Here is a 12,426-nt window from a genome sequence, read left to right as displayed (position 1 = left end):
TCTCCTCGCCCAAGGATCGAAAGCCGGCTCAAGATCACCCTTGGAGATCGAGACTGATTCAACCAAAACCAGTCGTACTGACAAAATCACTGAGCAGTAAGACTGACAAAGTCATTGAGCATTGACATCCCCTCAAAACTAGTCCGGCGCGCGGAGAGAGCCTGGTGGCGGCCGTATTTATTTCGATGGCCGCCCCGCCTGCAGCCAGGACCCGATTAGGCAGGTTGGCCGCAGGGAAGACCTTTGCAGATGTGCCGATGGAGAGTAAGAGGTCGCAGCGCTCGACCTCCTCATAGCACCTGTCGAGCACCATTCTGGGCACCGGTTCGCCAAACATAACGGTGTCTGTCTTGACCAGCGCATTGCAGTCCGGGCACCTCGGCGGCATGTCGTCTGTGTGGAACTCGTCGCGCGGCCACCTGCGCTCGCATCCGATGCACCTGATCTTCTTGCGGTTGCCGTGGATCTCGATTACGTTCGCGCCGCCCACCGCCTGGTGCAGCCCATCTACGTTCTGAGTAATCGTGTACCGCAACACCCCCATTCGCTCCATCTCCGCTATGGCGATATGGCCCGGGTTGGGCAGAGCCCGCTCGATTGCGTCGCGGAAAGCCGTGCGAGCGGGATCGGCCGCCCTGTCCACTTGCTGCCGCCACCAGGAGACGGGGTCGTCCAGGAACATCCGGTAGCCCTTCAGGCTGGGCGCGCCCAGCTTCCCCCACAGGCCGTCCGGCCCCCAGAAGCTCGGCACCCCGCTTTCCACCGACACGCCCGCCCCGCATAGCGCGACCACGTACTCCGCCTCAAGCACCATCTCGGCAGCCCTCTCCACCGCCTCATCTAGAGGAAGCAGCGATGTACCGTCGAGCATGTGGCCGTTGCCCTCGATCAGGACCAAATAAGCCTCCGAAAATTACATCTATCCGTGCGCCCACAGATTCTCGGTAGGGGCGGGTCTGAGACCCACCTGCTCCAACTAATTCGATTTTCCGAGTCTTGATTTATGCCTTGTCCGGTGTCCTGGCCCTAACGCTCTGAAGGAGCGTGTTCCCTGAGCCCAGCCCAACGGGCTGGGCTCAGGGAACACGGCCCTTTAGTCCGTAAGGCCGAGATTCGCAAACTCGGAAATGGAATTAGTTGGAACGAGTGGTCTCAGACCCGCCTCTACGAAAAGGTGACTCAAGCGTCTTCGACAAGCACCCCGGCAGTCATGATCGCCCGTGCCGCGGGACATTGCATGCCTTGTCTGTCCGGACTCTAAGCCACGCCTTCACTCCTCTCCACAACGCCCTTCCTTACCACGTACGCCTGCGCACGCGCCGTGTACTTCTCCGGTATCATCTCCGGGTCGGCGGTGGTGATGAACGACTGCTGGAAGCCTGCGGCCATATCCAGCACGTGCGCCCTGCGCCGGGCGTCCAGCTCCGACAGCACGTCGTCCAGCAGCAAAATAGGCTCCTGGCGGCGCTGCTCCTTCAGGTACTGCGCCTCAGCCAGCTTCATCGCCAGGACCAGCACCCGCACCTGTCCGCGCGATGCATACTGCCCGGCGTCCATGCCGCCCAGCAGCAGGCGGACATCGTCCCTGTGCGGTCCCGCCATCGTCATGCCGGCAGCTAGCTCTTTCGGGCGGGACGACTCCAGCGCGGCCCTGAATTCCGCCGCTGCCTCCATCTCGCCTCTCCCGACCGGGAAACTGGGCGCGTACTGCGCTTCCAGGGCCGCCCCGCCTTCGCCGGCGAGGGCAGTGTTCAGCCCGAATGCTATCCGCCCCAATCCGAGCAGCGTCTCGGCACGCTTCGTCACAAGGTAGCTGCCGCTCGTCACGAGCTCCCCATCCCAGAAGTCCATCTCGCCCGTCTGCGCCCGGCGGTCGCGCATCCGCTTGAGCAGGAAGTTCCGCTGCACCAGCACCTTCTGGTACCGCTGCAGCGCCTTCAGGTACCTGGGGTCCGCCTGCGATATAAGGATGTCCAGGTAACGCCGGCGGGTGCTGGGCGACCCGTACACCAGGTCCAGGTCCTGCGCCGTAAACATCACGGCGTTGATCTCGCCCACCAGGTCCGCGCTGCGGCGCGGTAGGCCGTTCACGCGCACGTACTTCTGCGTGTAGACGCCTTGCGGGCTGTCCTCCGGGCCGGCTGCGGCCGTGGAGACGCTGAAGTCCATCTGGACCTTCACCTTGCCGCCCTCGCGGTGGGCAACGGCCGAAATCTGCGCCTGCGCATCTGTTCCCACCGACTGGCGCCGCACCATCTCCCTATCCGTGCTCGCCCGCGACGACCGGGCGATGGCGAGCATATACATGGCTTCCAGGAGGTTGCTCTTTCCCTGGCCGTTCTCCCCTTGAAACAGGACTATTCCCGGCCCAAAATCTAGCTGGAGCCGCTCGTAATTGCGTATATTCCACAGGCTGAGGTGGCTAATATAGATAGGGTCATCCTCGCGGGGCTATTACCCATTTATTCTTTCGCGGAGGCGCGCTGATGTCAAAGAGGTGGCTGCTGCCGGCCGCCGGTGTCCTCGCCGCGGTGGCGGTGGTGGTGACGGCGGCCCTGGTATTGGACCGCGGAGGCAACGCCCCGCCGTCGTCCACGGCTACGCCCGCACCCTCGGACTTCCCGGAGGGATTCGTGATCGACTACTCCGACCCCGAGCTATGCCCCGCCGCCGGCAGCATAGACTCTTGCTTTGTAGCCGGCCAGCCCGCGGGGATACCGATCAACGACTACTTCCTCCAGTACCTGCGAGTCCGTGCGGAGCTCGGCGGCCAGCTGTCCGCCTCACCCAAGTCAGTCCGCATCTACGCCGTAGAGCGCGCGGAGTGGAACGAGTCCACCCTCACCGGGACTAATTCGACCGCCACAGTCCCAGGCTTCAGGATCGTTGTGGAAGCGAACGGCTCGCTATACGTCTACCAGACGGCCGCCCGGGCGTTCCAGTTCGCCGGCACAATGCAGCGCCCGACGCCGACCCCGGCGCCGTAGGCCCGCGCGCAGTGCGAAGCCTCTACTTGATCATCTCAACGAAGTCCGCCTCGGAGATCACCTTCACGCCCAGCGCCTTCGCATCGTCGAGCTTGGACCCTGCCTCTTCGCCGGCCACAAGGTAGTCCGTCTTCTTGCTGACGCTGCCGCTCACCTGCCCACCGAGCTCCTTGATCTTGTCAGCTATCTCGTTCCGGCTGAACTTCTCCAGGCGGCCGGTGACGACGAACCGCTTCCCCTCCAGCACCTGCGCGGCGGCCGCCTGCTTGACCGCGTTCTCCAGCTTCACACCGGCGTCCCGCAGCTTCGCGACGACCTGCCGGTTAACATCGTTTCGGAAGTACGCGGCGACCGACGACGTGATCTTTGGGCCGATGGACGGTATCTCCATCAGCCGGTCCTCGTTCGCCTCCATCAGCGCCTCCATAGACCCGAAGTGGCGCGAGAGGAGGTCAGCCACTTCCGACCCAACGTGGTCGATGCCGAGCGCCACGAGCACGCGGGCGAGCGGCCTGTCCTTGCTCGCCGCAATCGCGCTCACGATGTTCGTCGCGCTCTTCTCGCCCATCCGGTCGAGCTCCATGAGCTTCTCCTTTGTGAGCGTGTAGAGGTCGGCTACGTCCTTGATGAGACCCTTTTCCAGGAAGACCGTCGTCTGCTTGATGCCAAGGCCGTCGATGTCCATAGCGCCCTTGCTGACGAAGTGCTCCAGCAACCGCACAAGCTGCGCGGGGCATCGCGAATTGACGCACGCATGCTTGGCCTCGCCCTCCGGCCGCGCGACCGGCTCCCCGCACGATGGGCACTGCTCCGGCATTTTGAACTCGCGCTCTGCGCCGGTGCGCTTGGAAGCCACGATCGCCACCACCTGCGGGATCACCTCCCCCGCCCGCTCCACCATCACGTGGTCGCCGATGCGCAGGTCCTTGCTCCTGATGTAGTCCTCGTTGTGCATGGTCGCCTGCCGCACGATAACGCCATTGATGTTCACCGGCTCCAGCACCGCGTACGGGTTGATGGTGCCCGTGCGGCCCACGTTCACCCGAATGTCCAGCAGCACAGTCACCGCCTGCGTCGCCGGGAACTTGTACGCGATAGCCCACCGCGGCTCCCGGCCCACAACGCCCAGGTGACGCTGCATCGAGAACTTGTTGACCTTGATAACAGCGCCGTCGCACATGTAGTCGAGTTGCTGCAGCTTGCCAAGGTACTCGTGGTAGTACTCCATAGCCTCCGACGTCGTCTTCACCAGCCTGTTATTCGGGTTGGTCTTGAACCCGAGCTCCCTGAGGTACTGCAACGCGCTCCACTGGTCCTCGATCTTCCTGGGGGCGTCTTCGGCGTAGCCGAGAGTATAGATATACATGTCCAGCGGCCTCGCGGCGGTGTTGCGCGGGTCGAGCTGGCGCACGGAGCCCGCCGCCGTATTTCGCGGGTGCGCATACGGCGCTAGCCCCGCCGCAATGCGCTCCTCGTTCAGCTTCTGGAACTTCGACGTCGGGAAGAGCACCTCGCCGCGCACCTCGAACTTGCGCGGCGCGTCGCCCTGCACCCTCAGGGGTATCGACTTTATCGTCCGCAGGTTCGCGGTGATGTCTTCCCCTACCTTGCCGTTCCCACGCGTCGCCCCGCGCACGAACACGCCGTTCTCGTAGGTGAGGGCAATCGCCAGGCCGTCGTACTTGAGCTCGCACACCATGTCGAACTCTTTGACCTCCAGCATCGCCGCCGTGCGCTTGTGCCACGCCCGAAAGTCATCGTCGTCGAACGCGTTGCCCAGGCTGAGCATCGGCAGCGGGTGGCGCACCTGCCCGAACTCGGAGACTGGCGGCGCGCCCACGCGCTGGGTAGGAGAGTCCGGCGTCAGCAGCTCAGGGTGCTCCGTCTCTATCGCCTTGAGCTCCCTGAACAGCCCGTCGTACTGCGCGTCGCTGATCTCCGGCGCGTCCTTGATGTAGTACAGGTAGTTGTGCCGGTTGAGCTCCTTGCGAAGCTCCTCCGCTCTTTGCTCGGTCCTCTGGTCTGCCATGAGAATCACCGTCCATGCATTCGCTCGCGCCGGAGGCGCAGAATGGCATTATAAGACATCGCCGCCGCGCCCTATAATGGACGCAGCACGGCGCCGCAGATATACTTAGTTGCGCTTTTGCACACCGGACCAGCGCGATGCATCGCGCGACTACATATTGCGCATCCAATCAGCATGAACGCCACGAAAGGCCCGCTTTGACTACCAGGACCCAGCCGCGCCGAGGAGAGCCCATTTTGCCGCAGTCCAAAGCTTTCCGAGACTTCGTAGCCAAATACCCTCCCCTGCTCGCCATCGGCAACACCCCCACGGCGCGGCTCGATCTCGGCCTCGAAATCGGCCAGGCGGAGATCTACGCCAAGTTCGAGCACCTCAATCCCGGCGGCTCTATCAAGGACCGCCCCGTCCTTCGCATGCTGGTGGAGGCCATCCTGGACGGCTCGCTTACAAAGGAGAAGACGGTGCTGGACGCCACCTCCGGCAACGCCGGCATCGCGTATGCCATGATAGGCGCGGTGCTCGGGTACAAGGTGGAGCTCGTGATGCCGGAGAACGCCAGCGAGGAGCGCAAGAAGCGCATACGCGCGCACGGCGCGAACATCGTGTTCACGGACTCGATGCTCGGCTACGACGAGGCGCTGCGCGAGGTGAAGCGACGCCACCAGTCCAATCCGCAGCTCTACTTCCACTGCGATCAGTACGGCAACAAGAACAACCCGCTGGCGCACTACGACACAACGGCGGAGGAGATCATCCGGCAGGTCCCGGACCTCACCCACTTCGTCGCCGCCGTCGGCACGGGCGGCACCATCTCCGGCGTTGGCCGCAGGCTCAAGGAGTACAACCCGGCTATCACCATCGTGGGCATCAACCCGCCGGAGTGGCCGGGCGTGGAGGGACTCAAGCACCTGGGCGAGGGCCACATCATACCGAGCACCTTCGACGAGTCGATCGTGGACAGGATGCTCGACGGCGACGTGGAGAAATCCTACGAAATGTCGAAGCTGCTCGCTCGCAAGGGGCTCTTCGCAGGCCAGTCGTCCGGCGCATACGTCCAGGGCGCATACGAGGTCGCACGCCAGGCCCGCAAAGGCAAGATAGTCACGATCTTCAACGACATTGGCGAGCGGTACTTCAGCACGAAAATGTGGGACCGCTAACCCACCACGATCCTTTCCGCGTCCTTGACCAGGTATGGCAGACCCAGCCGCGAGGCCTGCTCATTAACGTCGACGCGCAGACGCGACTTCGGCTTATCCTTCACCAGCGATGCGTTGTACGCCTTCAGGAACGTCGTCGGCGTCCGCCGGTAGCCCAGCGCCTCGGCATCCGCCTTGAGCCTCTCCCCGTATGCCCGCGCCGAGTCCAGCTCCTGCTGGAACAGCGGCCAACCCGCGCCAGATGCGAACATCGGCGCCTGCCCCCGGTACCGCCTCACCCAGTAGTCGCGCTCCCACGCCTCGAATCCCTCCCGGTCAGCAGGGTACCGTTCCGCCGCCCGGCAGTACGCCTTCAGCGCCGTGTCCACGAACTCGCGCGCGGTGCTCTCGTCCTCCGACGATACCGCCTCGCAGTGCGCCCCCTGCGACTGGCTCCCCACGAACCGCTCCCACAACAGGCCGTCGCCGTCCGCCGGCACACGCGCCAGTCGCCAGTATGCCCCCAGGTACGCCACGTCCACGCCGCCGTCCGGGCGCGACGACACCATCGCCAGCGCCCTCATGCAGCCGTGGTGCTCTCGGCCGGACCGGCTGGAGCGCACAGGCTTCGAGAGCTTCAGCTCGCTCAGCAATGTCACGTCGTACTTCAGCGCGTTCTGCTCAATAAACTCCGCCACGCCCCTCAGCTCCAGCGGCAGCCTGCCGCCGGCGGTCGAGTCCGCCGCCTCAAGCCGCTCCAGCCGCGCCGCGTAGTCCTCCACCTCCCGGCGGTTCAGGAACTCCACCCCTCGCGCCTGCGAGCTCGCCAGCGGCTTGCGAACGAAGATGTCGTCGCATGCCTGCGACAGGAACTCGCGCACAGACCGAGAGCCCGTGCACCGGTTCCCGACGGGCACAGACCTTGGGATGTGCTCTCCCATGTGCGGGTCAAGCGCCTGGTAAGTGAACAGCTTGTTGTCCGCTATAGCGTCGTACGGGTACTCCTGGTTCACCTTCTGCGCGAAGTCCGGTAGCGGCGCGGCGAAGCCCAGGCTCGGGCACCGCAGCCACATCACGTCGCCGTCATGGATGCGGGTAGCGTTGACCGCCTCCGGGGCCGCCGCCCTCAGCGAGACGGCGCCCGCCTCGGCGCGCTCCCGGAAGTGGTCGAGGGGGATAACATAGCCCGGGTCCGCCACGTTCAGCGCCACCTCGCGGAAGCGTGGGTACTTCGCGGACAGCGCCACGAGCGACGAGCCCGCGCCCAGCGTGGAAGGCGGCCTGTCCGCGCGCGTCCGCGCCCAGCCTATGCCCACGGTCCCCTCAGGCAGCATCTGGAGAACGTTCATCATGCTCCGCAGCAGCAGGCAGTCGCGCGGCAGCTTGTCGAGATATCCGGGCGGAAGCTCGCCGAAGTTCACCAGTCTCGTGACCATGTAGACGTCGCGCCCGCCCACGTGCTTACGGAACGCCGCGTCGATGCGGTCAATGATCGCCTCGTCGCTGTACGCCATGAGGAAGCCGTCGAAGCCGCTCTTGGCCCCGTTGATCTCGATCAGCCACGGCTTCCCCTGGTCGTCTATCGTCAGGTCTACGCTGAAGAACCCCAGCATGGTGAATCTCCTGGCGGGCGTGACCGCCGCGCTCGTGCGCACATTGTACACGGTCTGAAGGTTCGAACTTGGGAGAGGGCAAAACCGGGCTTTCGAAAACGGCGTCCCACAGCGGTGTTAGTCGGGGTATGATTAGCCGAAACGCCAGCGGAAGACGTAGTGAAGTCGGTCATAATGCGCAACACAGAACTTGCAGCTTCCGCTATTGTATGCTTCGCGGCTTATGCCTTCGGTATTTTAGCGCTGCACTTCATGCACCCTGAGATCGATCCGATACGACAGCATATTAGCAAGTACGTTACCGCGGAAAATGGAGATATTCTGCAGTCGGCGCTTTTAGTCTTGGGATTAGGAACGCTGGCCTTAGCTACCGGGCTATGGAGGAGCTTATCCTCATCCAGTACCACAAAGGTGGAATTGGTCCTCCTGGCGCTGTTTGGATTTGGAATCATACTTGTTATGGTTTTTCCCACAGATGCGGAGGGCGCTCCGTCGACACCAACCGGAACGGTGCACAGCATTGCCTTTGTCTTCTCTTGTCTCTGCCTTATACCCGCTCAGATACTGTTGTCGCTCAAGTTCCGGCAAGACGGCAGGTGGCGCTCGTTCGCACCTTACTCAATGGCCATTGCGCTGCTCGTTGCGACAGCTTTCGTAGCGTTTGCGGCTACGTCGGGGACGGAATTCACGGGCCTTACTCAGCGGATCTTCGTGGCGACGTTCATGGCGTGGCTGATTGCGACGGCGTTTCGTTTAAGGTATGTTGCCAGACTTGATCGGGCGAAGAGGAGCTAGCTCAATGCCTGGCACACGCATCATCTTCCTCCCCGGCATGAGCGGCAACCGCCACAACTCGGCGAGCCGCTCCCTTTCTTGCCGAGACACCGCTATAATGGCCGCGTTTCGGTGAGCGTCCGCCGCACATCGCAACATTGCGTGCACTTTCAACCGGGAGTAACCACATGGCCGCCAATACCACCCTCCGTCGCGCTGTTTACCTCCCCGGCAACTCCGGCAACCGCGAGTTCTGGAAGCCGATTGCGGCCAGGCTGCCGAACACTTACGACAACGTCTTCATGGGCTGGCCCGGCATGGGGACAAACCCGCCGGACCCGAATATCCGCGGGTTCGACGACCTCATGGCCACCGTGAAGAAGCACATGGACATACCGGTCGACCTCTTCGGCCAGTCGATGGGCTGCCTGCCCGCGTTGTACTTCGCCATCGAGTACCCTCAGCTCGTACGCCGCCTCGTCCTCGCTGGGGCGTCCAAGGGCGTCGACCACAAGCGTGCCAACCAGTGGCGCTCCGGCGCGCTGCACGCCGTCGGCGGCGTCCCGGAGTGGCTCATCAGCGCCAAGATCGACCTTAGCGACAGGCTCCGGGCGATCAACATTCCCACGCTGCTGATATGGGGGAGCGAGGACAACGTGCCCGTTGGCGAATTCCTGCAGGCGACGATGCCGAACGCGCGCCTCGTCGTCATCCCCGGCGGCGGCCACCGGTGCCCGGCGGAGATCCCGGACGCGGTCGCTCCGCACATCGCCGCGTTTCTGACAGAGCCGTAGACCCCAGCGATGAATTCGCCAATGGCCACCGGGGACCTAGGGGCCGTGGGCGAATATCGCAGTGGGCGAATGAGCCGTGGGCGAATGAGCCGTGGGCGAATGAATTCGCCACTGAGGGCGCGTCCATCGCGATGCGATGAACGACGCCAAACGTCCGCCTTCGCGGACGATTCGGTCCGGCGTGGCCCACAATGCTCCAGGCATTCTTCGTTGTCCGCGAAGGCTGACATCCGGCGATGTGAATTGCGAAGCAATACACACGCCACTCAGCGGCGAATTCATTCGCCCACGGCTCTCGCCCGGCAAAAAACGAGGGTCCCGATGTATCGGGACCCCCTACCAAAGCAATGTATCCTGCCTTGCCTACACGTCCAGGTTCGTGACCGTCAGCGCGTGGCGCTCGATGAACTCGCGGCGAGGGCCGACGACGTCGCCCATCAGCAGCGAGAATATCTGGTCGGACTCTGCGAGGTCGCGCTGGGTGACCTGCAGGAGCGTGCGCTTCTCCGGGTTCATCGTCGTCTCCCAGAGCTGCTCGGCACTCATCTCGCCAAGACCCTTGTAGCGCTGGATGCTGAGGTTCTTGACCCCGACGAACTCCTTGACGGCCTTCTCTTTCTCCTGCTCCACGTAGACGTACCGCTCCTTCTTGCCGGACCATATCTTGTACAGCGGCGGGAGCGCGATGTACAGGTTCCCGTTGGTGATCAACGGGTGCATGTTCCGGAAGAAGAAGGTCAGGAGCAGCGTCCGGATGTGGGAGCCGTCCACGTCCGCGTCCGTCATGATGATGATGCGGTGGTACCGCAACTTCTCAAGGTCGAAGTCCTCGCCGAGGCCCGCGCCGATGGCGATGGTCAGGGCGCGTATCTCCTCGTGCGCAAGCATCTTGTCCTCTCGCGCCTTCTCCACGTTCAGGATCTTGCCGCGCAGCGGAAGGATGGCCTGAAAAGCGCGGTCGCGGCCCATCTTCGCGGTGCCGCCGGCGGAGTCGCCCTCCACCAGGTACAGCTCGCACCTCTCCGGGTTCTTGTCGGAGCAGTCCGCCAGCTTGCCGGGCAACGTGCCGCCGTCCATCGCGTTCTTGCGGATGACCAGCTCGCGCGCCTTCCGGGCGGCCTCGCGGGCGCGCTGGGCGGTCAGGCACTTGTCGATGATTCGCTTGGAGTCCTGCGGGTGGTCCTCCAGGTAGATGAGCAGGTTCTCGGCAACGACCGTCTCCACCTGGTTGCGGACCTCTGCGTTGCCCAGCTTCGTCTTCGTCTGGCCCTCGAACTGGGGCTCGGGCAGCTTGACGCTGATCACCGCGCTGAGGCCTTCGCGCACGTCCTCGCCCGCCAGGTTGGCGTCCGATTCCTTCATGAGCTTCTGCTTGCGCGCGTAGTCGTTTATGACGCGCGTCAGCGCCGCGCGGAAGCCTGTGAGGTGCGTCCCGCCGTCGATGGTGTTGATGCAGTTCGCAAAGGAGTAGACCGACTCCGAATAGCTGTCGTTGTACTGCATCGCAACCTCAACGATGGTGCCGCCCTCTGCCACCTTATCCATGTAAATCGGGTCCTTGTGGAGCGCAATGCGGTTCTCGTTCAGGTCTGTGACGAACTGGGAGATTCCGCCCTCGTAGTGATAGACTATCTCCTTCTTCTCGAACAGGTCGGAAATCCAGTCGCTTACGAAAGTGATCTCCAGCCCCTTGTTCAGGTAGGCATACTCCTTGAACTTCTGGGCCAGCACCTTGAAGTCGTACTGTATCTCCTTGAATATCTCGGGATCGGGATAAAAGGAGATAAGCGTGCCCCTCTTCTCCCTCTCTTCGGGAGGCAGCGGGCTGTTCTTGAGATCCGTCGTCTTGTGGCCGCGCTTGAATTCCTGGACATAGACGTTGCCGTATCTGTATATCTCCGCGCGCAGCCAGGTGGACAGCGCGTTGACGACGGACGCGCCCACGCCGTGCAGGCCGCCGGACACCGTATATGCTTTGCCGCCGAACTTGCCGCCGGCATGCAGCGTCGTCAGCACCGTCTCAACGCCGGACATGCCGGTCTGCTTGTGCTTGTCCACGGGTATGCCGCGGCCGTCATCCAAAACGTCCACTTTGCCGTCGCTGTGGATAGTAACCCTGATCTTCGTGCAGAACCCGGCCATGAACTCGTCGACCGAGTTGTCCACTATCTCCTTGATCAGGTGGTGGAGGCCGCGCTGGTCGGTGCTGCCGATGTACATGCCTGGGCGGCGCCTGACCGCCTCCATACCCTCAAGTACCTGGATGTCACTGGAGGTATAGGCGGCCTCTGGGCGCTTTCCGTCTGGTGTCGACATTAATCACTCCTGCAATCGTGGACCATGAGTTCCATTTCTGCCAGTATTTTATCAAATTCTTAAACACTTGCTCAACGATAACACACGTATTGTCCCCTACTTGGAGGCATTGCGGCAAGGTGCGGAAAGTGGATAGTTTGCAATCTGCGAGGACTGTTGAAGCGCGGGCCGGAAGGTGCTATAGTCTCATCGTTCGAGCACGCGTGCGAACGTTTACAACTGAATATCGGCGAGGGTGCCTCGGGGGCGTTCTGCCCTCCGGGCTTAAAAGAGGAAGCCGGTCAAAGTCCGGCACTGTCCCGCAGCGGTAGGCTCCGACCATGTCGAGAGCGAGTCCGATCGACTGCCCAAGCCGTTTGTCGTTAGGCCTTCGAGGTAAAGGTACTGGCATAAGCGGTTACACAGCCGTCTTTAGCCCTGCTTCCCCAAACCCGGAGCAGGGCTTTTTTGTGCCCCCGCTCCGCTCCAGGCTCTGTTTCTCCCCCTCAGGGGGCGATGTCGCCGCTCCGGGCGACAGAGAGGGTGACCTGGGTGGATGTGTTGGGGGCTCTTCCTCCTCTCCCCGAGGAGACCTTTGCATAACCCAAGGTAGAGGCGATAATCATACCTGTGCGAGGAAGATATAGCAAAATGGAGTGAGCCATGCACCGCAATATGGGAAACCCGTCCATGATCGAAGCGTTCCTTCCCGAGCAGGTTGGGCGTAACGAGCGATTGGAGAGGATAGCCCAAGTTGTGGACTGGGAAAAGATGGGAAAGCTGGTGTCAGATATC

Annotated in this window: 10 protein-coding genes and 1 riboswitch; of the genes, 5 read left to right on the top strand and 5 right to left on the bottom strand. The window is 62.8% G+C overall.

What is annotated here, in order from left to right; translation table 11 throughout:
- Positions 1–58: 58 nt before the first annotated feature.
- Positions 59–898: a hypothetical protein gene (locus FJ319_13410; GenBank protein MBM3935270.1), complete on the bottom strand. Its 840-nt coding sequence runs from the start codon at positions 896–898 to the stop codon at positions 59–61.
- 359 nt (positions 899–1,257) lie between these two features.
- A complete protein-coding gene (gene recF, locus FJ319_13405; protein ID MBM3935269.1) occupies positions 1,258–2,433 on the bottom strand; it encodes a DNA replication/repair protein RecF in 1,176 nt (391 codons plus the stop codon).
- A 53-nt stretch (positions 2,434–2,486) separates the two neighbouring features.
- On the opposite strand from recF, the gene FJ319_13400 reads away from it, so the two are divergent.
- A complete protein-coding gene (locus tag FJ319_13400; protein MBM3935268.1) occupies positions 2,487–2,987 on the top strand; it encodes a hypothetical protein in 501 nt (166 codons plus the stop codon).
- A 22-nt stretch (positions 2,988–3,009) separates the two neighbouring features.
- Here the strand turns inward: FJ319_13400 and ligA are convergent, their stop codons facing one another.
- Complete coding sequence (gene ligA, locus FJ319_13395) at positions 3,010–5,016, bottom strand: NAD-dependent DNA ligase LigA (GenBank protein MBM3935267.1); 2,007 nt, start codon at positions 5,014–5,016, stop codon at positions 3,010–3,012.
- 137 nt (positions 5,017–5,153) lie between these two features.
- On the opposite strand from ligA, the gene FJ319_13390 reads away from it, so the two are divergent.
- A complete protein-coding gene (locus tag FJ319_13390; GenBank protein ID MBM3935266.1) occupies positions 5,154–6,176 on the top strand; it encodes a cysteine synthase family protein in 1,023 nt (340 codons plus the stop codon).
- Here the strand turns inward: FJ319_13390 and FJ319_13385 are convergent.
- Positions 6,173–7,819 carry a hypothetical protein gene (locus tag FJ319_13385; GenBank protein MBM3935265.1) on the bottom strand — a complete coding sequence of 549 codons (1,647 nt, stop codon included), beginning with the start codon at positions 7,817–7,819 and terminating at the stop codon, positions 6,173–6,175. The two genes, FJ319_13390 and FJ319_13385, sit on opposite strands and share 4 nt — an antisense overlap.
- Before the next feature lie 108 nt (positions 7,820–7,927).
- Here FJ319_13385 and FJ319_13380 point away from each other — a divergent pair, with 108 nt between their 5' ends.
- A complete protein-coding gene (locus FJ319_13380) occupies positions 7,928–8,563 on the top strand; it encodes a DUF998 domain-containing protein (GenBank protein ID MBM3935264.1) in 636 nt (211 codons plus the stop codon).
- Positions 8,564–8,730: 167 nt separating this feature from the next.
- Positions 8,731–9,336 (top strand): alpha/beta fold hydrolase, encoded by a 606-nt coding sequence (locus FJ319_13375; GenBank protein MBM3935263.1) that lies wholly within the window; start codon positions 8,731–8,733, stop codon positions 9,334–9,336.
- Positions 9,337–9,699: 363 nt separating this feature from the next.
- On the opposite strand, the gene gyrB is transcribed toward FJ319_13375, so the two are convergent.
- Positions 9,700–11,652: a DNA topoisomerase (ATP-hydrolyzing) subunit B gene (gene gyrB / locus FJ319_13370; protein ID MBM3935262.1), complete on the bottom strand. Its 1,953-nt coding sequence runs from the start codon at positions 11,650–11,652 to the stop codon at positions 9,700–9,702.
- Between the two features lie 216 nt (positions 11,653–11,868).
- Positions 11,869–12,018, top strand: a riboswitch (cobalamin riboswitch).
- A 276-nt stretch (positions 12,019–12,294) separates the two neighbouring features.
- Here gyrB and FJ319_13365 point away from each other — a divergent pair.
- Positions 12,295–12,426 (top strand): IS5/IS1182 family transposase (locus FJ319_13365; protein ID MBM3935261.1); only part of this gene is annotated, 132 nt, incomplete at its 3' end.

This window comes from SAR202 cluster bacterium, from assembly GCA_016872355.1.
Taxonomy (GTDB): domain Bacteria; phylum Chloroflexota; class Dehalococcoidia; order Lucifugimonadales; family VGZY01; genus VGZY01.
The sequence above is the reverse complement of the archived record's forward strand: the minus strand, read 5'-3'. Positions and strand labels throughout refer to the sequence as shown.